25 protein-coding genes and 1 pseudogene are annotated in these 22,242 nt (G+C 65.5%); 13 read left to right on the top strand and 13 right to left on the bottom strand.

What is annotated here, in order from left to right; all coding sequences use genetic code 11:
- Positions 1-10 precede the first annotated feature (10 nt).
- The 5 genes from FXF75_RS00250 to serA all read right to left on the bottom strand — a co-directional run bounded on the left by FXF75_RS00250 (position 11) and on the right by serA (position 4,378).
- Positions 11-1,243, bottom strand: a complete 1,233-nt coding sequence (locus FXF75_RS00250) for an MFS transporter (protein WP_163519580.1) — start codon at positions 1,241-1,243, stop codon at positions 11-13.
- Positions 1,244-1,406: 163 nt separating this feature from the next.
- Positions 1,407-1,571, bottom strand: coding sequence for a zinc ribbon domain-containing protein (locus FXF75_RS21920; protein WP_205427105.1), 165 nt, complete (start codon positions 1,569-1,571; stop codon positions 1,407-1,409).
- Between the two features lie 52 nt (positions 1,572-1,623).
- Positions 1,624-1,857: a hypothetical protein gene (locus tag FXF75_RS00245; protein ID WP_163519579.1), complete on the bottom strand. Its 234-nt coding sequence runs from the start codon at positions 1,855-1,857 to the stop codon at positions 1,624-1,626.
- 31 nt (positions 1,858-1,888) lie between these two features.
- The gene (locus FXF75_RS00240) at positions 1,889-2,713 is read right to left on the bottom strand and encodes a M48 family metallopeptidase (RefSeq protein ID WP_163519578.1); all 825 of its coding nucleotides are present in this window, start codon (positions 2,711-2,713) and stop codon (positions 1,889-1,891) included.
- A gap of 78 nt (positions 2,714-2,791) precedes the next feature.
- On the bottom strand, positions 2,792-4,378 hold the full coding sequence (gene serA / locus FXF75_RS00235) for a phosphoglycerate dehydrogenase (protein WP_163519577.1): 1,587 nt from the start codon (positions 4,376-4,378) through the stop codon (positions 2,792-2,794).
- A 226-nt stretch (positions 4,379-4,604) separates the two neighbouring features.
- Here serA and FXF75_RS00230 point away from each other — a divergent pair.
- The 5 genes and pseudogenes from FXF75_RS00230 (at position 4,605) to FXF75_RS00210 (ending at position 9,081) form a co-directional block, all read left to right on the top strand.
- Positions 4,605-5,854, top strand: a pseudogene (locus tag FXF75_RS00230) (inorganic phosphate transporter).
- A 106-nt stretch (positions 5,855-5,960) separates the two neighbouring features.
- A complete protein-coding gene (locus tag FXF75_RS00225; RefSeq protein WP_163519576.1) occupies positions 5,961-7,166 on the top strand; it encodes an inorganic phosphate transporter in 1,206 nt (401 codons plus the stop codon).
- A gap of 63 nt (positions 7,167-7,229) precedes the next feature.
- Positions 7,230-7,619, top strand: coding sequence for a ferredoxin Fer (gene fer, locus FXF75_RS00220; RefSeq protein ID WP_163519575.1), 390 nt, complete (start codon positions 7,230-7,232; stop codon positions 7,617-7,619).
- A gap of 99 nt (positions 7,620-7,718) precedes the next feature.
- Positions 7,719-7,979 (top strand): hypothetical protein, encoded by a 261-nt coding sequence (locus FXF75_RS00215; RefSeq protein WP_163519574.1) that lies wholly within the window; start codon positions 7,719-7,721, stop codon positions 7,977-7,979.
- Between the two features lie 103 nt (positions 7,980-8,082).
- Entirely contained in the window at positions 8,083-9,081 is a 999-nt protein-coding gene (locus FXF75_RS00210; protein ID WP_309221767.1) for a prepilin peptidase, read from the top strand.
- A 21-nt stretch (positions 9,082-9,102) separates the two neighbouring features.
- Here the strand turns inward: FXF75_RS00210 and FXF75_RS00205 are convergent, their stop codons facing one another.
- Genes FXF75_RS00205 through FXF75_RS00195 form a run of 3 tightly spaced genes read right to left on the bottom strand, consistent with a single transcriptional unit; the run spans position 9,103 to position 12,113 of the window.
- Positions 9,103-10,020, bottom strand: coding sequence for an ABC transporter permease (locus FXF75_RS00205; protein WP_163519572.1), 918 nt, complete (start codon positions 10,018-10,020; stop codon positions 9,103-9,105).
- A 1-nt stretch (position 10,021) separates the two neighbouring features.
- On the bottom strand, positions 10,022-10,957 hold the full coding sequence (locus FXF75_RS00200; RefSeq protein ID WP_163519571.1) for an ABC transporter permease: 936 nt from the start codon (positions 10,955-10,957) through the stop codon (positions 10,022-10,024).
- Position 10,958: 1 nt separating this feature from the next.
- Positions 10,959-12,113, bottom strand: coding sequence for a PotD/PotF family extracellular solute-binding protein (locus FXF75_RS00195; protein WP_163519570.1), 1,155 nt, complete (start codon positions 12,111-12,113; stop codon positions 10,959-10,961).
- A gap of 216 nt (positions 12,114-12,329) precedes the next feature.
- Here FXF75_RS00195 and FXF75_RS00190 point away from each other — a divergent pair, with 216 nt between their 5' ends.
- Both FXF75_RS00190 and FXF75_RS00185 read left to right on the top strand, forming a co-directional pair.
- Complete coding sequence (locus tag FXF75_RS00190; protein WP_163519569.1) at positions 12,330-13,472, top strand: ABC transporter ATP-binding protein; 1,143 nt, start codon at positions 12,330-12,332, stop codon at positions 13,470-13,472.
- A 97-nt stretch (positions 13,473-13,569) separates the two neighbouring features.
- Positions 13,570-15,669 (top strand): S9 family peptidase, encoded by a 2,100-nt coding sequence (locus tag FXF75_RS00185; protein WP_163519568.1) that lies wholly within the window; start codon positions 13,570-13,572, stop codon positions 15,667-15,669.
- Positions 15,670-16,002: 333 nt separating this feature from the next.
- Here the strand turns inward: FXF75_RS00185 and FXF75_RS00180 are convergent, their stop codons facing one another.
- Positions 16,003-16,218, bottom strand: a complete 216-nt coding sequence (locus tag FXF75_RS00180) for a hypothetical protein (protein WP_163519567.1) — start codon at positions 16,216-16,218, stop codon at positions 16,003-16,005.
- 180 nt (positions 16,219-16,398) lie between these two features.
- Here FXF75_RS00180 and FXF75_RS00175 point away from each other — a divergent pair, with 180 nt between their 5' ends.
- Positions 16,399-17,247: a universal stress protein gene (locus FXF75_RS00175; RefSeq protein ID WP_163519566.1), complete on the top strand. Its 849-nt coding sequence runs from the start codon at positions 16,399-16,401 to the stop codon at positions 17,245-17,247.
- Between the two features lie 283 nt (positions 17,248-17,530).
- On the opposite strand, the gene FXF75_RS00170 is transcribed toward FXF75_RS00175, so the two are convergent.
- The 4 genes from FXF75_RS00170 to FXF75_RS00155 all read right to left on the bottom strand — a co-directional run bounded on the left by FXF75_RS00170 (position 17,531) and on the right by FXF75_RS00155 (position 19,505).
- Positions 17,531-17,713, bottom strand: a complete 183-nt coding sequence (locus FXF75_RS00170; protein ID WP_163519565.1) for a hypothetical protein — start codon at positions 17,711-17,713, stop codon at positions 17,531-17,533.
- A gap of 249 nt (positions 17,714-17,962) precedes the next feature.
- Positions 17,963-18,640, bottom strand: a complete 678-nt coding sequence (gene upp, locus FXF75_RS00165) for a uracil phosphoribosyltransferase (RefSeq protein WP_163519564.1) — start codon at positions 18,638-18,640, stop codon at positions 17,963-17,965.
- A gap of 29 nt (positions 18,641-18,669) precedes the next feature.
- Positions 18,670-19,218, bottom strand: a complete 549-nt coding sequence (locus FXF75_RS00160) for a hypothetical protein (protein WP_163519563.1) — start codon at positions 19,216-19,218, stop codon at positions 18,670-18,672.
- A gap of 107 nt (positions 19,219-19,325) precedes the next feature.
- Positions 19,326-19,505, bottom strand: coding sequence for a hypothetical protein (locus FXF75_RS00155; RefSeq protein WP_163519562.1), 180 nt, complete (start codon positions 19,503-19,505; stop codon positions 19,326-19,328).
- Positions 19,506-19,603: 98 nt separating this feature from the next.
- Here FXF75_RS00155 and FXF75_RS00150 point away from each other — a divergent pair, with 98 nt between their 5' ends.
- The 5 genes from FXF75_RS00150 to FXF75_RS00130 all read left to right on the top strand — a co-directional run bounded on the left by FXF75_RS00150 (position 19,604) and on the right by FXF75_RS00130 (position 22,178).
- Entirely contained in the window at positions 19,604-19,930 is a 327-nt protein-coding gene (locus FXF75_RS00150) for a hypothetical protein (protein WP_163519561.1), read from the top strand.
- Positions 19,931-20,021: 91 nt separating this feature from the next.
- Complete coding sequence (locus FXF75_RS00145) at positions 20,022-20,429, top strand: SRPBCC family protein (RefSeq protein WP_163519560.1); 408 nt, start codon at positions 20,022-20,024, stop codon at positions 20,427-20,429.
- 70 nt (positions 20,430-20,499) lie between these two features.
- The gene (locus FXF75_RS00140; protein ID WP_163519559.1) at positions 20,500-20,724 is read left to right on the top strand and encodes a zinc-ribbon domain-containing protein; all 225 of its coding nucleotides are present in this window, start codon (positions 20,500-20,502) and stop codon (positions 20,722-20,724) included.
- A gap of 187 nt (positions 20,725-20,911) precedes the next feature.
- Complete coding sequence (locus FXF75_RS00135) at positions 20,912-21,208, top strand: hypothetical protein (protein ID WP_163519558.1); 297 nt, start codon at positions 20,912-20,914, stop codon at positions 21,206-21,208.
- 1 nt (position 21,209) lies between these two features.
- A complete protein-coding gene (locus FXF75_RS00130) occupies positions 21,210-22,178 on the top strand; it encodes an ArsA family ATPase (protein WP_163519557.1) in 969 nt (322 codons plus the stop codon).
- Positions 22,179-22,242 lie beyond the last annotated feature (64 nt).

The raw sequence follows: 22,242 nt of genomic DNA, 5'->3' as shown, positions 1-22,242 counted from the left end.
GACTCAGGGGCTACTCCGTGCGCGCTAACCGGACGACTATCGCCGCGCTCACGAGCAGACACGCGAGCAATCCCGCGAACGCCGCGTCGTAGGAGACTCGGCCCGCCACGAACCCTACGTAACTCGGCCCGAGACTCCCGAGACCGATGTAGACGGTCCGGGTCGCGCCGAGGTCGCCGCCCATGCTCCCATCGGGGAACGTGTCCATCAACAGCGCCTGCATCACCGGCGGGTAGGCCATGAGGCCCCCTGCGAACGCGACGACGGCGAGTCCGACCGCGAGGGTCCCGGAGGCCGCCAGCAGTCCGGCGAGCGCCACCGCCGCGACCACCATCGCCCCCGCGGCAACTCCGGCCCGGGGGAATCGGTCGCCGAGCGACCCGGAGAGCGGTTTGACGACCGCGCCGACCAGAAACAGGACCGCGAACCCGCCGCTGGCCAGTCCAGCCGGGAACTCCTTCGAGACCCGGAGGAACGTCGGCAGGAACCCGGCGGCGCTCTGCCACGTGAAGGCGTACAGCGCGTAGGCGAGCAGGAGCCACCGCATCCGAGAGTTCCGCCAGAGTCGCACCGCGGTCGCTCGGGCGTCGGCGAGTCCGGCGGCGACGGCCGCGCGGTCCACGTCCGGGGTGACGTACGCCTCGCGGCCCCAGACGTGGAGCGCGAGCGCCACGCCCGCGAGGACCACCACGACGGGGACGTAGGCCGACCGCCACCCGGCGACCGCGAGGACCGCGACCGCGAGTCCGGCGGCCGCGGCACCGCCGACGTCGCCCGAGGCGGTGTGGAGTCCGAACGCCTGCCCGCGGCGCTCGACGAACAGGTCAGAGACCAGCGCCCGCGCCGGGGTCGGGTAGAGGCCCGCGCCCGTCCCGACGACGGCGGCCCCGAGCAGGAACAGCAGGTAGTTCGGCGCGCTCGCTAACGCCGCGAATCCGGCGACGACCAGCGAGAGTCCGGCGACGAGCAGGCTCTTGCGGGTCAGGTTGTCCGAGAGCCGACCGCTGGGGTACTGACAGAGCGCGTAGAGACCCCAGAGGAGGGTGAAGGCCAGTCCCGCCTGAAACTCGGTGATGGCGAGGTCGTCCATCACGGTCGGCAGGAGCGGCGAGAGGACGAGTCGCCCGGTCTGGATGGCGGCCCACCCGAGCGAGACGGCCAGCAGGAGGCGGCCGGAGTAGCCGGTCAGCAGGCGCTCCTCCGGTTCGTCGGCGTCCGATTCGTCTGCGTGGCCGTGGGACACTTTCGGAGCGACGGGGCCGAGGTATTTCAGTTCGGCTTTTCCGGCAGACGCATTGGGAACTGGCTGGGCAGTGACTGCCCGAGAGGCGTTTCCCGAGAACAGTGTTCCGTCCGAACGTCGGTGTTGCGACTACGAAGCCGCGGTCGTCGGTAGAGCGACCGACTCACTGAACCCGTCGCACGTCGTCGCCGCCGCAGTCGGGACACGCCTCGCCGTCGGTGTGTATCTCGGTCCCGCAGTCGGCGCACCGATACGTCTTCTCGTCCGACGCGGCCACCTGCTGTTTGAGTTTCTCGGCTCGCTTGCCGAGGTCGCGGAAGAGGCTCATGGGAGTTACTGTGCTGACTAGTCGCAAAGAAGACGGAAATAACCACCGGCTGCTACGTGAGCGCGCTCGCCCCGAAGTAGAGACCGAGCGCGATAGCCGCGACGCCGACGAGTCGGACCAGTCGCCGCCAGCGGTCCGACGGTGATTCGTCGCCGCCGTACTCGCCGCCCCGACCGGTCGGTCCTCGACCTGCGGTGTGCGCGCGGACGACCGCCTCGGGGTACGCGACGAAGAAGACGCCGAGACCCACGCCGAGGACGGCCGCGAGCAGGGTTCGGAAGTCCATCAGTCGTATCGCTCCATTGGACGCGGTCCCATCAGTTGCGCAGGCGCTCGATTCGCTTCTCGACCGGCGGGTGGGTGGCGAACAGTCGCGCCAAGCCCGTCCCGTCGCCGAAGATACAGAGCGCACTGACGTCGGAGTCCAGTTTCGACTCCCCGCCGCGCTCGCTCCCGCGGCTAATCTTCTCCAGTGCGGAGGCGAGCGGTTCCCCGCCGCCGATTTCGTCGGCGGCGTCTCGGTCGGCGACGTACTCGCGGTAGCGCGAGATGGCGAACACGAACACCATCACGAGCATCTGAGTTATCTGGCCCACGACGATGGCGAGGAAGAAGTCCGCGAGGTCGTTGTCGCCGGTCAGCAGGACCGCCCACTGGGCGACGATGGCCACGATGGAGGCGACGCCCTGTCCGAGGACCATCATCACCACGTCGCGGTTCCGAATGTGGGCGAGTTCGTGCGCGAGGACGCCCTCGACCTCCTCGGGGGAGAGCAGTTGGAGGAGTTCCTCCGAGACGACGACGGTCCCGTCGCCCTTGCGCCCGACCGCGAACGCGTTGGGCACGCCCATGCTGGCGACCATCAACCGAGGCTTGTCGATGCCCATCTCCTTCGACAGCGATTCGACCTGTCGGTGGATGTCCGGGAAGCGGTCCTCGGGCATGTCCTCCGCGCCGACGCTCCTGAGCGCGGCCCACTTGCCGATTTTGTACTGCACGCCGACGAACGCGACGCTCCCCAGTACGACGAGTATCGGCGGGAAGCCGAACACGCCCATCGCCGCGACGGCGGCCACCGCGTAGAACGCGAACAGCATCGACCCGACGACCGCCATTCGTGCCTTGAGTCCGAGATGTCTCACGGGCGAGAGTCCCAGCGACGACACTAATAGGCGGTGGTTGTCGAGCGGCACTCGGCCAGAAAATCGCGTCGAAGGAGTCTACTCCGCGCCGTTCAGTTCGATGTACCGCGCTTCGATGATGCGGTCGTCGTTCTCCAGCACTTCCTTGGCGTCGTCGGGGACCTGCGCGTCGAGGGTGTACACCGTCAGCGCCTCGCCGCCGATGGCCTCGCGGGCGTTGAACATCCCCGCGATGTTGACCTCGTGGTCGCCGAGCACGGTGCCGATGAACCCGATGACGCCCGGTTCGTCCTTGTTCCGGGCGACGAGCATGTGTCCGTGCGGGATGGCGTCCACTCGGTAGTCGTCCACGCGGACGATGCGCGGGTCGTCGTCGGCGAACAGCGTCCCTTCGACGCTAATCGACTCGTCGTCGCCCGAGACCGTCACGCGGACGAGGCTCTGGAAGTCCTCGGTCTGGCGGGTCTTGCTCTCGGTCACTTCGACGCCGCGCTCCTCGGCTATCTGGGGCGCGTTGACCGCGTTGACCTGCCACTCCAGCGGTTGGAAGACGCCCTTCTGGGCGCTCGCGGTGACGAGTTCCACGTCCTCCTCGGCGATGTCGCCCTCGTAGTGGACCTCGATGGAGTCGATGCGCTGGTCGAGCAGTTGCGTGGCGATTTTGCCCGCGGTCTCGGCGAGACCGATGTACGGTTCGACGCGGGGGAACGCGCTCTCGTCGATGGACGGCGCGTTCAGAGCGTTGACGACCGGTTCCTCGGCGAACGCCGCGACCACTTGGTCGGCGGTGCTGGTGGCGACGTTCTCCTGTGCGGCCTCGGTACTGGCTCCGAGGTGGGGCGTGACCACCACGTCCTCCACGTCCAGCAGAGGGTTGTCGGGGGAGATGGGTTCGTCGGCGAACACGTCCACCGCCGCACCCGCGAGGACGCCGTCCTCGACTGCCTCCGCGAGCGCGTCTTCGTCCACGACGCCGCCGCGCGCGCAGTTGACCAGATAGCCGCCTTCGAGTTGGGCGAGTTCCTCGTCGGAGATAAGACCCTCTGTCTCGGGCGTCAGCGGCGTGTGGACCGTGAGGAAGTCCGCCCGGTCGAGACACTCGTCGAGGTCGACGAGTTCCGCGCCGAGTTGCTTGGCGCGGTCCTCGCTGATGTAGGGGTCGTAGGCCACGAGGTCCATGCCGAGCGAGTCGAGTTTCTTGGCGACCTCTTGACCGACGCGGCCGAGACCGACGACGCCGAGCGCCTTGCCGTTGACCTCGGTGCCGAGGTAGTCGCCCTTCGCCCACTCGCCGTCCTTGAGTCGGATGTGGGCCTGCGGAATCGAGCGCGCCGAGGCGAACGCCATCGCGACCGTGTGTTCGGCCGCGGCCCGGACATTGCCCTCCGGCGCGTTGGCGACGATGACGCCGTGTTCGGTCGCGGCGTCGATGTCGATGTTGTCCACGCCGATACCGGCGCGCCCGACGATGACGAGGTCCGGGGCGGCGTCGAAGACCTCCTCGGTCACGTCGGTTCCCGAGCGAACGATGAGACCGTTCGCGTCCGAGACGGCCGACAGCAGCGCGTCGCCTTCCACGTCGTACGCGGTTTCGACTTCGTGACCCGCCTCACGGAGTCGGTCTAAACCTGCGTCTGCGATGGGGTCCGTCACGAGTACTTTCATGCGTACCGAAACTCGTGCCGCGGGGATAACCCTTTCTCACCCTGTACCTTTTGCCAGAACTCGGTCCGGAGCGGTGACCGTCGGCGCGTCCGTGGTCTCGGGTATCGTTCGTCGTCTCCGGTACCGTCAGTCGTCTCCCGGAATCGGTCGCCATGCGACGCCAGCGGTGCGGATTCGTGGTTCGATATCTACAAATTTTAACTGTCAGTTCGTCGTCTATTGAGCCGTGGCCAGTGTCCTCCTCCTCGCCGGCGTCGCGGTCGCCGTGTTCGTCGGGTTCAACATCGGCGGTTCCTCGACCGGGGTCGCGTTCGGTCCCGCGGTCGGGAGCGGCGTCCTCTCGAAACTCGGGGCTGCCGCCCTGATGTCGGGGTGCGCCTTCCTCGGCGGGGCCACCCTCGGGCGGGGCGTCATCCAGACGATGGGCGGCCGAATCGTCGCGGCGAGCCACTTCAACCTCGTCGCGGGAATCGTCGTGTTATTCTTCGTGGGAGTCGCCCTGCTCGTCTCGAACCTGTTCGGCGTGCCCGCCTCCACCTCGATGACAGCCGTCGGGGCCATCGCGGGGATGGGTGTAGCCGGGAACTTCCTCGATTGGGAGAAAATCGGGGAGATACTATCGTGGTGGCTCCTGTCGCCGGTCGTCGCGTTCTGGGCCTGCGCGGTCGTAGGCCGGTACCTCTACCCGCATCTCGCGGCCAGATTCCGAATCGAGCGGTCGTCGGGACCTATCCTCGACTGGCGGGAACTCTCGGTCGGGTCGGTCCCCGTCGGAGCGGCGGACGGGACGACCGCCGCGAACTGCTCGGGAACGGCCTCGTCGTCGTCATCGGGTGTTACATGGCGTTCTCGGCGGGCGCGAGCAACGTGGCGAACGCCGTCGCGCCGCTGTACGGTGCGCGGACGTTCGGTGACGGACTTCTCCTGTACGTCGCTATCGGTGCGAGTGCGCTCACGGTCGGTTCGTTCACCATCGCGCGCCGGACTCTCGACACCGTCGGCAACGACCTCACCGACCTGCCCCTGCTGGCCGCGCTCGTCGTCGAAACCGTCAGCGCCAGCCTCATCGGGTTCCTCTCGTATATCGATATTCCCGCGAGTCTCGCCGTGAGCGCGACGATGAGCATCGTCGGTCTCGGATGGGGTCGGGCGTCGCGGTCCACCACCGTCGCGGACGCCGCGGAGGCGGCCGTGGCCGGGGAGGGCACTGACGGAGACGCTCCGGGACCGATGACGAACGGGAGCGGTCGGCCAGTCCCCGACGAGGACCGAGGCCGGACCGCGGGACAGTCTGCGACGAGCGACCAGTCGGATGAAGTCGTCCCTATCGGTGAGGACCTCGGCGAAGTGAACGCCAGCGACCTGTTCGACCCTGCGGCGACTGCCCGGGTCGTCTTCCTCTGGATTCTCACGCCATCGCTCTCCGGGACGGCCTCGTACGTCCTGTTCAGCGTCTTTCCGGTCTACACCTCGTGAGGGTTCGGCCGGTGGAGTCGGCGGACTCGGACACGGGCGAGACGACCCCGACGTGGCGGAGAGGTAATCAACACCATTTAAAGGGTTTTCGTACGATATATCGACTGTGATTAGCGTACTCCTCCTCGTCGGTCTCGCCGTCGCGGTCTTCGTCGGATTCAACATCGGTGGCTCCTCGACCGGGGTCGCGTTCGGCCCTGCAGTCGGGAGCGGCGTCCTCTCGAAACTCGGCGCGGCCGGACTGATGGCGACGTTCGCGTTGCTCGGCGGGTGGACTGTCGGTCGGAACGTCGTGGCAACGATGGGCGGCGAAATCGTCCCCGCGGCGCTGTTCACGCTCCCCGCGAGCGTGGGCGTCCTCTTCTTCGTGGGACTCGCGCTGCTCGTCTCGAACCTGTTCGGCGTGCCCGCCTCCACCTCGATGACCGCCGTCGGGGCCATCGCGGGTCTCGGCGTCGCGGCGGGCGACATCGACTGGGGCGTGATGGGCCAGATAGTCTCATGGTGGCTGGTCGCCCCCATCGTCGCGTTCTGGGTCTGTGCGGTCATCGGGCGCTACCTCTACCCGTACCTCGACGTGTGGTTCCGCATCGACCGCTCGGAGGGACCGCTCTTCGAGTACAACCGCGTGGCGTCGATTCCGTATCCGGTCCCGAGTGCGACGACGAACAGGCGGGAGCTAATCAGTAGCATCTTGGTCGTCGTCATCGGGTGTTACATGGCGTTCTCGGCGGGCGCGAGCAACGTAGCGAACGCCGTCGCCCCCCTCGTGGGAAGCCGCGAACTGGGAATCAATCAGGGGATTCTCCTCGCCGCGGGTGCCATCGCGCTCGGCGCGTTCACCATCGCGCGCCGGACCCTCGACACCGTCGGCAACGACCTCACCGACCTGCCCCTGCTGGCCGCGCTCATCGTAGAGGTAGTGTCGGCGTCGCTCATCACCTTCCTGTCGTACCTGGGTATCCCGGCCAGCCTCGCGGTCAGCGCGACGATGTGCATCATCGGTCTCGGGTGGGGACGAGCGACGCGGGCGGTCAGAGTCAGGGACGCCGCGGCCACCGCTGTCCGGGGCGAGAAAGAGGCGGACGACGAACGCGGCGACGGCGAGTCCAAGATGTCCGTCGACGCCCTCACCGCCGAACCCGAAGAGGAAGTCCAGCGAATCGGTGAGGAGGACCCGGCGGAACTCCAGACGAAGGACCTGTTCGACCCGTCCTCGACGGGCCGCGTCATCATGCTCTGGATTATGACGCCGACGATATCGGCGCTGGCCTCGTTCCTCCTGTTCGAGTTCTTCCCGATTTATCAGTAGCGTCCGCGGGTCTCGCCGTGAAACAATAACTACTAACCATGTCGCGGTCGAACCATCGGCTTGATGCCAACTGTAGAATACCTCAACTACGAAGTTCTGGACGACCAGGGCTGGGACATGGACGACGACGACCTCTTCGAGCAGGCCGCTGACGCGGACCTCGGCGACGAGGACTACGGTACGCTCGAAGTGGCCGAAGGCGAGTACATCCTCGAAGCCGCGGAGGCTCAGGGCTACGACTGGCCCTTCTCGTGCCGCGCCGGTGCGTGCGCGAACTGCGCCGCCATCGTCAAAGAAGGCGAAATCGACATGGACATGCAGCAGATTCTCTCCGACGAAGAGGTCGAAGAGAAGAACGTCCGCCTGACCTGCATCGGCAGCGCGGCCGCCGACGAGGTCAAAATCGTCTACAACGCCAAGCACCTCGACTACCTCCAGAACCGCGTCATATAGACCGGACTCGCGGTTCGATTTTTTGCGCCGACACGGTCCACCAGCGATAGCTCTCGCCAGCAGTGCGTTTTACGGAAGTGGACGACGTCACGTCGGAAGATGACGGACGAACCCGGCGGTTCGGGCCGAACGATGCGCGACACCTTCAGCGTCTGGAACGTCGACGCCACCGAGCGCGAGGTGGTCCTCCGGAGTTCGGACGACCAGTACGTCGCCGTCCCCCTCCCCGACGGAGACGCGGACCTGTTCGAGCGATTGGCGGAGTCGTCGGGAACCGTCGATGCGACGTTGGTGGGGAGCGACGAGGGAGGTACGTCGTGGCGAGTGGACGCGATTCACGGCACCGACGAGAGCGCGTAAGCGGGGTTCAGTTCGGGTCGCTCCTCGGCCGCTCCTCTTACATTTATATACGATGCCGAAACAAACCTCGGCTACGGAGAGATACTACGCCGTGGCTTCCCCCATCGACGCCTCGATACCCGACCTACTCAGACTGCTCGTCGTCCCCGTCTTCGGTTGGGCCGCGTGGCGGGACGTGAAGACCCGCCGCGTGCCGAACCGGACGTGGTACCCCCTCGCCGCGCTCGCGGTCGTTCTGCTCGCGGTCGAGGGGTGGCAGGCGTGGACCGGCACGCCGTACGAGACCAGAGCGTTCGCACTCCGGACGGCGATTAGCCTCGGGTTCGTCGCGCCGCTGGTACTCGCCTTCTGGTGGTTCCGGGCGTTCGGCGGTGCGGACGCGAAGGCGTTCCTCGTCGTCGCCGCGCTCTTTCCCACCTATCCGACCTACGAAGTTTTGAACTGGGCGCTCCCCCATCAGCACACCACGGTCGGCGTGTTCTCGCTGACCATCCTGACGAACACGGTGCTACTGGGCGCGCTCTATCCCCTCGCGGTCCTCGCGCGCAACGCCGCCGCCGGGCGGTTCTCGTCGGTGATGTTCGTCGGCAGGCCGGTATCGTGGGACGCGGTTCCCGATGAACACGGCCGCCTGCTGGAGACCCCCGACGGGGTGACTCGCAACGGCGTGGACCTCGACGCAGTGCGGATGTACCTCCGGTGGCGCGGCCTGACGCTCGCGGAGGTCCGCGAGCGTGCCGACCGCTTCCGGGACCCGGCGACCCTCCCGGCCGACCCGAATCCGCCGGGCGACGGTTCGACCGGCGTCGAGGAGGTCCGCACCGACGGCGGAGCGCTCGAACGGAGCGAACCCGTCGGCGAGTCGGACGCCCCCGACGACGACCCGTGGGGCGCGGCGGCGTTCCTCGCGGACATCGACCACGGCGCGTACGGGACGACGCCCGAGGGTCTGCGCGACGGACTGGACGTGCTGGTCACCGAGGACCGCGTCTGGGTCTCGCCGGGCATCCCGTTCGTCGTCCCGCTGTTCGTCGGTACCGTCGTGGCGCTGACCTACGGCGACCTGCTGTTCGGCGCGCTGGAACTACTCGGACTCGCGTGAGAGTCGCGAAGGGCGGAGGACCTACTCCTCCTCGCCTTCCGTTCCGGCGACCATTTCCGTCACGTTGCCGACGTTCATCGCCACCGCCAGCACCACCGCGATGACGAACACGATGAACGACGAGATGGCGTTCATCTTCGGCGCGGTCCCGTACTTTATCATCGAGAACATCGACGTCGTCAGCACGTCCATCGTCCCGCGGACGAAGAACGCGCGGATGAAGTCCTCGAACGACCGAATCCACGCGAACAGGAACCCCGCACCGATGGCGGGCGCGACGATGGGGAGCGTGATGTCCCGGAACACCGTCAGCGGGTCGGCCCCGAGGTCTCGCGCCGCCTCCTCCAGCGACTCGTCGAACGTGTAGAGCCGCGAGGTCACGATGAGCAGGACGAACGGGAGACCGTAGACGCTGTGGGTCAGCACCACCGTCCAGAACCCCGGCGTAATCTCGATGCCGAACAACTGGGGCAGCAGCGTCCGGAAGTAGATGAGCAGCGCGATGCCGAGCACGACGCCCGGAATCACCATCGGCAAGATGCCGAACGTCCGGTAGGTCTCCTTGAGCGGGAAGGCGTACCGGGCCAGCGCGAAACTCGCCAGCACCCCGAGTACCGTCGCGATAGACGCCGCGAGCGTCGCGACTTGCACGCTGTGCCAGAGCGAGGTCATCAGCGCACCGTCCGCGAACGTCGCGGCGTAGTGGGCCAGCGTGACCCCTCGGAACGGGAAGAACGTGCTGGCGTTGACAGTGAACGAGAGGATAATCATCACCGCGAGCGGAATCCACAGGAATATCAGCAGCGCGCCCGCGACGAGGTACAGGCTACGGCCGAGTAACCACTCCTTGCGCTCGTGGTCGAGAATCCGGGTCCCGGCGTCTCGCTCGGTCGCGGTCGTGCGCTCGGTTTCGGTTCCGGACTCGGTCTCGGTCGCCATCTCAGACACCCCCGAGGTCCTCGATGCTGACGTACCGGAACGCCAGCGCGAACGCGACCACGATGCTCAGGACGATGAACATCGACGCCGCGCTCCCGTACCCGATGGCGTACAGCGAGTTGATTCGCTCCTCGATGAGTTGCCCTATCATCAGCACCTTCCCCTGTCCGAGGAATCGCGGCGTGATGAACGCGCCCAGCGCGGGCACGAACACGAACAGACTCCCGCTGATGATGCCCGGAAGCACCAGCGGGAGGATGACGTCCTTCAGCGTCTCGGTCCTGCTGGCACCGAGGTCCCGCGCGGCCTCGGTGAGCGAGAAGTCCAACCCGTCGAGGCTGGCGTACAGCGACAGCAGCATGTACGGGAAGTACGCGTGAGTCAGCCCCACGATGATGGCCGGGACGCCATAGTTGAACACGCCGAGCGGACCGTCCACCAGCCCGGTTCGGACCAGCGTACTGTTGATGACACCGCTCTGGCCGAACATGAGGTACCACGAGTACGCCCGCACGAGGTACATCGTGAAGAACGGCAGCAGCACGAGGAAGATGACGACCTTGAACGTCGTGCCGCCGCGGCGCGCGAGCAGGTACGCCAGCGGGAACGCCAACACCAGACAGAGGACCGTCGTCACGGCCGCGATGAAGTACGACAGCGCGAGCGACTGGAAGAACGCCGTCTGCCAGAACGGCCCCTGCCCGGCGAACAACTGCTCGTAGTTGCTCAGGGTCGGTTCCCAGATTATCTGGTACGTAAGGGGGTCGACGTTCGTGAAACTCACCGCCACCATGAACGTCAGCGGCGTGAGCAACAGGAGAAACAGCCAGACCAGCGCCGGTCCGGCGGTTATCCCCAACTTGTTCGCCCGCGAGGTGAACGCGCCGACGAACTGCTCGCGCGCGGACTGGCCGCGCTCGGAGGTTTCGGTAGCCACGTTAGGCGACCTTGATTTCCTCCCACGCCTGTATCCACGCCCGCTCGTTCTCGACGGCCTTGAACGGGATGAAGTTCTGTAATCGCTTGGGGTCTATCGCCCCGTACAGGTTGTTCTGGCGCTCGGTCAGGTACTCCTGTGTCGCCGGGTTGACGCTGGGCGAGTAGCCGACCTTCGCCAGCGTCGCGCCCAGTTTCGGCGAGATGTACTCGTTGACGACCTCCCACGCTTTCCGCTTGTTGTTCGAGGCCTTCGAGACGACGGCCGACTCGAACCACGCCAGCGACCCCTCCTTCGGCGTGGCCATCTTGGGCCAGTCGTCGCCGTTGACTTTCATCTCGACGATTTCGTTCCGGCCGGACTGACCGACGAGGAAGTTGCCCTGTCGGAACGACTTGATGTAGGTCGGGTCCGCGGCGATGTACCCCTGCAGCAGCGGCTTCTGGTCTATCATCGTCTGCTTGACCTCGTCTATCTGCTGCTGGGAGAGGCTGACTTGCTTCCCCTTGAATGCGTCCTGCATCCCGAGGTAGAGCGCCGCCGCGCTCATGGCCTTGAAGTGGTTGTCGTACATGACGACCTGATTCTTCAGGTTGACGCCCTCGAACTCCTCGCTGAACAGAATCTCGTAGGTCGGGTCGTGGTCCGGAATCTTCCGGGAGTCGTAGGAGTAGCCGTACCACCCGAACCGAATCGGCACCCCGTAGGCGTCACCCTCGCTCGTGAACTGGTTCTGCGCGAACTGCTGGAACGTGTCGTAGATGTTCTGCTGGTTCGTGACTACGTCCTGCGGGACCGGAGCCAGCAGGTCCGCGTTCATCATCTTCGGGACGTAGTTGTTGTTGGGGATGGCGATGTCGTACTGCTTGTACTGGCCAGCGTTCCAACTGGAGAACATCTTGGCCGACGACGTGGACTTCGTGATTTTGATGTTGACGCCGACCTGCTCCTCGATGGGTTTGAGCAGTTTCTGGTCGCCGTACTCCTCCCACGTCAGAACGTTGAGCGTCGGAGTCTGTGCGGATACGCTCCCGACGACCGACGCACCGGCCAGTCCGGTCGCGCCGACCGCACCGAGAAATCGGCGTCTCGACGGCGTCACGTCGCTCGAAGCGTCAGCGCTACGCTCGTTTCGTCCGCGTTTCGATTGTGTCATTTGGTGTCCCCACCCACGGTGTAGTGGCTTCAGGAAACGTAATAAAAATTGACCCATATTATGGGCGGTACGTAGAGTAAATTCGACGGACAGCGACGAATTTTCACGTCGCGGAGACCGGGCGAGTTCTCCACTCGAATCGCAGCGGTTAATCCATATCACGAGCCGTGTTCACAATCAACTATCGTTTTGTGTCCGCGTCGGGTACCGGACAGTATGGCGGCCGAGGGAGAGAAACGGACGGCGACGCGGGGAGAGGCACTGATAGAACTCGACGACGTGCGCAAGGAGTTCGGCGACGTGACGGCGGTCGACGGTATCGACTTCCGCATCGAGCGCGGGGAGTTCTTCTCGCTGGTCGGGCCGTCGGGGTGCGGCAAGACCACCACGCTCCGGATGATAAGCGGATTCGAGACGCCGACCGACGGGGACGTCGTCATCGACGGGCGGGACATGGCGGGCGTGCCGCCGGACGCCCGCGACACCAACCTCGTCTTCCAACACCTCTCGCTGTTCCCGCACATGACCGTCGGCGAGAACGTGGCGTACGGACTGAAGAAGATGGGACTCGACCCCGACGAGGTGTCCGCTGGTGAGCCGGAGGCCGAGGTTCGCCGGGAGAAAGTCGAGACCTACCTCGAACTCGTAGACCTCGGCGGGTACGAGGACCGCAACCCGATGGACCTCTCGGGCGGCCAGCAACAGCGCGTCGCGCTGGCGCGGGCGCTCGTCAACGAACCCAGCGTCCTCCTGCTGGACGAACCGCTGTCGAGTCTCGACCGCAAACTCCGCAAGCAGATGCAGGTCGAGTTGCGGCGGATTCACGAGAAGACCCGTGGCGCGTTCTTCTACGTCACTCACGACCAAGAGGTCGCCATGACCCTCTCGGACCGCCTCGCCGTGATGAACGAGGGGCAGCTCGAACAGGTCGGCGCACCCGAGGATATCTATCGAAACCCGGCGACCGCGTTCGTCGCGGACTTCATCGGCGACACCAACCTGCTCGACGGCCGCGCGACGAACCGGAACGGCCGGACCGTCGTGGCGGTCGGCGGCGACGAAAGCGTTCAGTTCGTTCCCGACGAGCAGGTCCGGGAGGGCGACGTGACCGTCTCGCTCAGGCCGGAGGACATCTCGTTGGCCGAGAGCGACGCGGCGTCGAGCGACCGTTCGGACGGTACCACCTTCGAAGGCGAGGTCGTCGAGCGCTACTTCCAAGGTGACCAGACCAACTACGTGGTCTCGGTCGGCGACGGACTGGAGTTGTCGGTCGTCATGCAGGGTCGCAGCGAACGGGTGGAGCGTGGCGAACGGGCGTCGTTCCGGTTCTCGGACGACGCACCCGTAGTGTTCGATTGAGCGACCGACGGGCTTGTCGGTCGTTCGGTCGCCCGTGCTAACGCGGCTCAAGTTACGAATCGAAACCCTATTGTCCGTCGCTTCGTAGTCGAACCGTATGGAAACGGTCCGTGCGTGCGATTATCACGACATTGTGCAGGTCGAAGCGCCGCGCGTCTCGCCGGACGGCGAGCGCGTGGCCTTCGTTCGGAAGGTCCCCGCGGCCGACGACGAGTACGAAGCGGCGATACACGTCGTTCCGGTCGGTGGCGGCTCCCCGCGGCAGTTCACCGTCAGCGAGGGCGTGGACAGCCAGCCGCGGTGGAGTCCGAGCGGCGACCGCCTCGCGTTCGTCAGCACTCGCGGTGCGGACGACGACCGACCGCAGCTCTGGGTGATGCCGACCGACGGCGGCGAGGCCCGACAGGTGACGGACGTGGTCGGCGGCGTCTCGCAGATAGCGTGGTCGCCCGACGGGAACCGAATCGCGTTCGTCCAGCAGGTCACGGCGGAAGACCGCGAGGAGGGCCGCGACACGGGTCTCGACGGCGAGGACTTCGAACCCGAAGAGCCTGACCCGCGAGTCATCGACCGGATGGTCTACCGGGCCGGAGAGCGGTACTTCGACGGTAAACGCTCGCACGTCTACGTCGCGGGCCTACAAGGAGAGGACGACGAGATTCGGCGGCTGACCGACGGCGATTACGACCACGTGGAACCCGAGTGGACCGACGAGACGACGCTCTACTACGGCGCGCGACGGACCGGCGACCCCGACGACAACATCGTCATCGACGTCGCGGAGTACGACCTCGACGCCGACGAGGAGACCGGAACCGTCACGCAGACGACGGGGTGGACGCCGATGCTCGCGGCCGCGAGCGACGGGCGACTCGCGTACGCCTACACGCCCGAAGAGAACGCGACGCTCCGCCAGACCGAAATCGAGGTGCTGGACCCCGAGACCGGCGAAGTGACGACCCCGACCGAGTCGCTGGACCGCACCCTCGCGATGGGGATGGCGGTCCAGTGGGGTCCCGACGAGGAGAGCCTCTACTTCCTGACGCCCGACGAGGGAGACTACGCGGTCTGGCGTGCACCGGCCGACGCCAGCGCCGACCCCGAGCGCGTGGTCGGCGAGGGTCACGTCGGGGACGCCACGGTCGGCGAGGACAAGGTGGCGTTCGTCCGGTCGGAGTGGGACCACCCCGGCGACGTGTTCGTCTCGACGCTCGGCGGCGCGGAGAGTCGGCGACTCACGCGAATCAACAGCGACTATCTCGACGAGCGGGCGGTCTCCCGACCCGAGGAGATTCGGTTCGAGAACGGTTCCGGCGGCGAGATTCAGGGCTGGGTGCTGACGCCGCCGGACTTCGATTCGGACGAGGAGTACCCCCTCGCGGTCGAAATCCACGGCGGACCGCACGCGATGTGGAGCACCAGCGGGACGATGTGGCACGAGTTCCAACTGCTCGCGGCGCGGGGCTACGTCGTCTTCTGGTCGAACCCGCGAGGTTCGACCGGATACGGCGAGGAGTTCATGGCCGCGCTCGAAGGCGGGCAATGGGGTCCGCCCGCCTACGAAGACGTCATGGCCGGCGTGGACGAAGTGGCCGAGCGCGACTACGTGGACGAGGACAACATGTTCGTCACGGGCGGAAGCTACGGCGGTTACATGACGACGTGGATAGTCGGCCACACCGACCGCTTCTCGGGTGCGGTCAGCCAGCGCGGCGTGTACGAACTCAACAGTTTCTACGGTTCGACCGACGCGTTCAAACTCATCGAGTGGGACTTCGACACCACTCCCTCGGAGGACGCCGAGTTCCTCTGGGAGCAGTCGCCGACGGCCTACGCCGACGAGGTGGACACTCCGACCCTGCTCGTCCACGCCGACGACGACTTCCGGGTTCCGGTGAACAACGCCGAGATGCTCTACCTGCTGTACAAGAAGAACGGCGTAGAGACCCGACTGGTTCGGTACCCCCGCGAGGGTCACGAACTGTCGAGAAGCGGCGAACCCGCCCACGTCGTGGACCGCCTCGAACGCATCGTGCGGTGGTTCGACGGCTACTCCGACCACCACGACGCGCCGAGGGCGCTGGAGCGCGGCGACGAGGGACTGTCAGCGAGCGAGACGGAAGACGATGACGCGGAAGACGGCGAAGATGGCGAAGACGGCGATGCGAACCGCGACGAAGAAACAGGCGGCGAATAACCGGGAGACGCGGACAGACACGTAACTCCGTCGCGTGGCGTCGCGGTCACTATCTCCTCGGTTATCCGCAACGCTACTTTGGTCATTTTTCGCACACAGGGGTCGGCTTCGGTAGAGGTTCGCACGCGGAAAACCGCGCCGCAGTCGGGCGGTTTTACACTCGAAACGAAGGGGTTCGACGACCGTCGATTCCGAGTGACAGGAATCCCTCCCGAGATATATATTCCACATTCCACCACCATTTCATTAGCGCCTAAAATTTTCGAAAACTTCTCCGCCTCGGTCGGTTCTCCAGTCGATACGGAGGGGTTCGTCAGACGGGGAACGGCCGAATCAGTCCACGATGATGTCTGCGTCGGCGTCCGCGACGGCCGGATGGTCGTCGGGCTGCATCTCGGACTCGTAGCGGTCAATCCAGTCCGCGAAACACTCGGGACAGAGCCGTTGGCTGTCAATCTGCGAGCGGTCCACGGTCAGCCGGACGGTTCGGGCGAGCGCGTCCGAGACGGGGTCGCCGCAGTCGTTGCAGGGGTCCTCGTCGTCGGTCATGCTTTGGCGTCCGTCGGGCGGGCATATAGGTTTTGGCGAAGTTGTAGCTCGGTCTCGTGACATGACCCAATAGACGGACGCGATACGGCAATCGGACGCGACGGAGCGAGTAACGACGCTGTCAGCGAACGCAGGTATCTGACACGAACACTTTTGCTCGCCGGTGGTGTGGGTTCGGTGATGGCGGACGACTACCGCATCGCCGTCGCCGTCGGCAACCCCGACCACGCCGAGCAGTTGGTCCGGACCGCGGTGGACGTGGCCCGCGACCGAGGCGGCGAGGTGTTCGTCGTCGGCGTCGTCGTCACGCCACAGGAGTCGCCGTTCGCACTGTTCACCGACGAGGTCATCGCCCGCGAGTTCGGCGGCGAGCGCCGAGCGCTGCTCGACCGGGCGGTGTCGGTCGCCTCCGGCACCGGCGTCACGGTCTCCGGGGAACTCTTCGTCGCCTCGTCGGTATCGAGAGGCGTCCTCGCGGCGGTCGCCGAACGCGACTGCGACAGCCTACTGCTCGGTTGGCAGGAGCGGACGCGGGAGAACGCGGTCCTCGGGACCAACGTGGACCGCATCCTGCGCCGGGCCGACTGCGACGTGCTGGTGGAGAAAATCGGCGCGCTCGCCGGGGAGGTCGAGTCCGTCCTCCTGCCGGTCGCCGAGAGTCCCCACGCCGGACTCGCCGCCGCCGTGGCGCGGGCAATCGCGGTCTCCAACGACGCTCGCGTGGACCTCCTGCGGGTGGTCGCGTCGCCGGACGACGAGTCGGCGGCCCGCGACCTGCTCTCTCGCACCGCCGACTCGCTCTCGGAGGTCGCGGTCGAGACCGAGGTTCGGGAGGGCGAGGTCGCGGACGAAATCGTCTCGGCCTCGAAGTCGCGGAACGTGACGGTCCTCGGTGCGACTCGGACCGGCGCACTCCGGCGGCGCATCGTAGGTTCAATCCCGCGGGAGGTCGGGCGTCGCGCCGAGGGGACCGTGATTATGGCGCGAAAGGGCGGCGGGTCGCTGGCGTCGCGGGTGTTCCGGTTGTAGGGCGGGAACACGGCTTTTCCGATTCGGAGCAAGGAGACAGTCGATGGGGTAGATAGTCGAGTTCGACGCGAGCGGTCAAACAGCGACAAGCGTCTCGGTGACGTGCTAGCCGAACTGCACGTCGAATCAGATGAGTCGGCAGATGCAGTGAGAATTCTCCACGAACTTCGAAAACGTCGTGAAGGTCGAAACTGATACCGACTACGTCGGACCGCTAGTACTGAGAACAGAGCCAGTAGGTCGCTCTTGAAGTCGGCTATCGGCCTATTTCCTACATACCACACTATAAATTAGTCACCTTGGCTGCAAGGACCTTTATATATTTTACAAATACCGAGAAAACTACCACAAGTATTATTGCAAGTAATAGCTGGGTTACACTGTTGTTAGCAATCTCGTACGAGAGGTATAGTGCTACACCAGAAGATAAGATAACCATAGCCCTATCTGCGATTCTTTTTACCATGTTTAAAGTGCATCCAATCTCAGGGTACAATAATCCCTCCAAGACTGTAAATTTACCTACATCTATTTTGTAGTCCTAGCGCCACGGCGTCAGGGTCCTCGGCGCGACCCGAACGGACACGATTCGACGGCGAGTCATCGGTTCGGCCCCACGGGAAGTCGAACGTCGCGCCGAGGGGACCGTGATTATGGCGCGAAAGGGCGGCGGGTCGCTGGCGTCGCGGGTGTTCCGGTTGTAGGGCGGAACCGCTTACTTCGTCCGGAACGCCCGGTCGCCGGCGTCGCCGAGTCCGGGCACGATGAACCCCTCGTCGTTGAGTCTATCGTCGATGGCGACCGTCAGCAGGTCGGCCGTGTCGAACTCGTCGCCGACGCGGAGCAGGCCCTCGGGCGCGCTGACCGCCGAGAGGACGAACAGGTCCTCGGGATTCGGTTGCTCGTTCAGCACCTCGTCGAGGACCGCGCACATCGTCGAACCGGTAGCGAGCATCGGGTCGGCGACGATGACGGTGTCTTTCTCCTGAATCTCCGGGAGTTTCACGTAGTCGATGGTGATGGGGAAGGTGCCGTCCTCGCCGCGCCCGGCCTCCTCGTCGCGGCCCGCGCTGATGACGCCCTGTTTGGCGCGGGGGAACGCCTTGAGCAGTCCCTCCACGAAGGGAGTCGCCGCGCGGAGGACGTTGACGATGACCACGTCGTCGAGTCCTTTGACGCGTTCGCCGGTCGTCTGGGTCAGCGGCGTCTCGATAGAGACGTACTCGGTCTCCATCGCGCCGTCGATGATTTCGTAGCCGCAGATGCGGCCGAGTTTGACGAGACCCTTCCGGAAGCCGACCTGCTCGGTCTCTACGTCCCGAAGTTTCGAGAGGGTGTCCTGTGCGAGCGCGTGGGTGAGGAGTTTGGCGTCCCCGCGGTCTTCGATGGTCATCTCTATCCGTATTCGCGGGGCGCGGGGGCTTATCTCTTAATATGGGCGGCGAGAGCGAGCGTCAGTCCGACCGGCCAGCGAGCCAGTTTGAACCCGAGGAAACCGCCGACGAGGAGCCAGTGAGGCGCGTCGGCGACGACGTGGCCGAGGAAGTCCTCGGTGGGGTCCACCTTGTCCCAGTGGACCTCGTACCTGTCGGCGAACGCCTTGACGTGGATACCCCTCCCGTCGGGGAGCGGTCGCCGGTAGTCGGCGCGCTGGCCCCTCGGGTCCCCGGTGTGACAGACGAACCCGGCGCTGGTAGGGTGGGGAACCGCGTCCTTGGCGATGCGCAGGTCCGCGTGGTGGCGTTCTCGAAGCACTCGCGCGGCGATGCCGTCCCAGACCGAGAGGTCGGTCCGGCACTCGGGACACGACGATGGGCGGGTCGCGTAGTTCACCGCGGCCTCGCAGGCCGGGCACGGTTCGGTCCAGTCCCACGAGATGCGGCGTTCGCAGGACTCGCACCCGCGCTGGAGGTGGTCGAGCGGGCTACCGCAGTGGGGACAGTTCGCGGTGCTGTGCGCCGATTTCGACATTACAGACCCGGTTTCAATCGGGCGTTATAAACTTTCGGTAGCCGGGTACCGGGCCGTTTCGATAGCGGGCAGTGTGAGTCCGTCTCGGCGTCTGCCAACTGTCGAGGCTACCACACGACGAGATACGTCAGGACCATCACGAGACCGGCCGCGGCCGCGACGGTCTGCCACGTGAACGCTACCAGACCGAGATACGACAACCCCCAGACGGCGAGCGAGGCGAACGCGAACGACAGGACGAGGTTCATGACGAACAACACTCGCGGGTCGCCTTTCGAGTTCGGCATCGCCCGACTGTCGTTCGCACACCGACTTATCTCTTCCCCGACAGCGCCGCCTCGCGGCGGGCCAGCAGAGCGAAGACGCCGGAGCGAGAAGGTCGAGTATGCGATGGGGGAACCGATTCGGCACGCCGGTGGACCCGGTCCCGTTTCTGGTGGTCGCGGCGTTCGGGTTCCTGTTCTGCTACACGTTCGGTCCCAGTTACCTGATGGCGTTCGGCGCGGAGCTGGCGGGCGGACTGGGCTACTCCACGATGGCGTTTCTGGCGGTCACGGGACTCGCCTACTACCGATTCGTCTGGACCGCTCGCCCGGAACTCCGGAACGAAATACCCGCGCAGTTCCGCCTCCGGCGAATCGTGCTGGGCGGTCTGGTCGTCGCCGGAGTGTTCGCACTCCTCTCGCTCCCGTTGCTGCACGCGGTAGTCTGAAGGCTCGGACTGTCGATTTGCCGGTCGCTGCTCGTCCGCCGCGCGTTCCTCCAACCGTAACGCTTTGTTTCCGACCTGCGTAGGGCCGACGATGCGTCAAGTCGAAGTCTCGGCGTTCGTCCCCGCGCCGCCCTCGGTGGTCGAGCGAGCGCTCACACCCGAGACCGTGGTCGAGTACGAGGGGAGTTTCGAGGTCCGAGGCGTCGAGGCGACCGACGATGGGTGGACCGTGACCGCCAGCGCGCGCGGGTTGACGATACACCTCGACTTCGAGGAGCGCGCGGACGGACTGGTCTACCGCCAGCGCGGGGAGGCGGGACCCTTCGAGTCGATGGAGACCGAACTCTCGGTCGAACCCGAGAACGAAGGGTGCAGGGTGACGATGCGGTCGTCGGTTAGTCTCGGCCTGCCGGTGGCCGCCGTCTCGGACCGCATCGCCGCGTGGAAACGGAAGGGCGAACTTCGGCGCGCCCTCGACAGGTTGGCCGAGGACGTGTGAACGGCGGAGATGCAATACGACCCCACGACCGGAGAGAGCTTTTAAGGCCGCGTCCGGAAACGTTCACGTCATGGGAGTGTTAGGCACAGTCAAGGAGTTCCTGCAGGCGTCCACCGAGTCGCCGAACCGCGGCGACGCCGCGGCGACCGAATCGAAGGGCGCGTACTGGTGTCACGACTGCAGCGAGCGCGTCCGAGACGTGGAAGTGGAGGGAGAGTCGGCCCCGGACTGCCCGGAGTGCGGTGACGAGATGGAGTTCGAGCGGTCACCGGACTCGACGGGGTGTGCGTGCTGAGTCGGCGTCGCTCGCGGTCGGTCGTCGGCGTCCGTCGCGCCGGAGAGATGCACCCGGTACGCAACCGCGTGCAGGAATCGCCTCCCTCGCTTGAGAAATCAAATTATCGTGGGAGAGAACCGAAGAAACGGCCCGCCTCGACGGTGTGCGGCAACCTTTTATCGACGGAACGACTTCGTGATAAACGATGACAGTTGCCGACCGAATCGAGGCGTACCGCGAATATCTCGAAGAGTGGCTCCACGGTCTCTACCACGGGATGATAGAGCATCCCGCCTTCGAACTCATCGAGAAGGAGGCCGAGGACACCGAGGACACCTTCATGTTCGCGTGCTTCGCCGACGCGTTCGGCATCCCCAGTCCGGTCTCCTACTACACCGCCGAACTACTGCCGTATCTCGGCGAGGAGTTCGAGCAGTGGGAGCGTCGGATGTGGGACCGCGAATCCCTCATCGAGCGCAAGGGCCAACAATACCACTTCTAACATGAACAAGTTCGTCTTCTTCGGCGGCAAGGGCGGGGTCGGCAAAACGACGGTCTCGTGCGCGTACGGACTCAAGAGTGCGCGCGCGGGACTGAAGACGCTAGTCGTCTCGACCGACCCGGCCCACAGTACCTCCGACGTGTTCGACCAACAGTTCGGCGACGACCCGGAGGCGGTCGAGGGGTACGAGAATCTCTGGGCGATGGAACTCGACCCCGACGAGGAGGTCCAGCGCCACATGCAGGAGATAAAGCGCACGATGAGCGACCAAGTGAGTCCCTCCATCGTCAACGAAATCGACCGCCAAATCGAACTCGCCCACCGGACGCCCGGCGCGTACGAGGCCGCGCTGTTCGACCGGTTCATAGACGTGATGCGCAACTCCGAGGAGTACGACCGCGTGGTCTTCGACACCTCGCCGACCGGCGGGACCCTCCGCCTGCTCTCGCTCCCGGACTTCCTCGAAGGGTGGATTGACCGACTCGTGAAGAAACGCGAGAAGAGCATCGACCTCTACGAGAAGGCGGCCATCGGCGAGCGCGAGGCCCGTAAGAAGACCGCCGAGGACCCCATCATCGCCCGTCTCACCGAGCGCAAGGAGATGTTCGAGTTCGCCGGCGAGACGCTGCGCAACGACGCCACGTTCTTCCTCGTTCTCAACCCCGACGAACTCTCGATTCGAGAGACGCGGCGGGCCATCGGAGACCTCTCGGACTACGGTCTCGGCGTGGAGGGACTCGTCATCAACAAAATCGCGCCGGAACCCGAGTCCGACGAGGCGGGGACCGGGGCGCAGTACCTCCGGCAGCGACACGCGACCGAACACGAGCGCATCAGTCAGATAGACGACGAGTTCGCCGAACCCGTCGTTGCCCGCATCCGACAGCGCGTCGAAGAGGTCAAGGGGGACCTGTTAGACGACGTCTCCGACGAACTCGACATCGAAGTCGCGCCGGAGGTGAGCGTCTGAGCGTGGGGACGGAGTAGCCAGAAAGTTTTCAAGCAGAACCAAGTATCAGTTTTCGTACCTCTAT

The sequence above is a fragment of the Halorussus sp. MSC15.2 genome (genome assembly GCF_010747475.1).
Taxonomy (GTDB): domain Archaea; phylum Halobacteriota; class Halobacteria; order Halobacteriales; family Haladaptataceae; genus Halorussus.
Note: the sequence above shows the minus strand (reverse complement) of the source record. Positions and strands in the feature narration are given on the sequence as shown.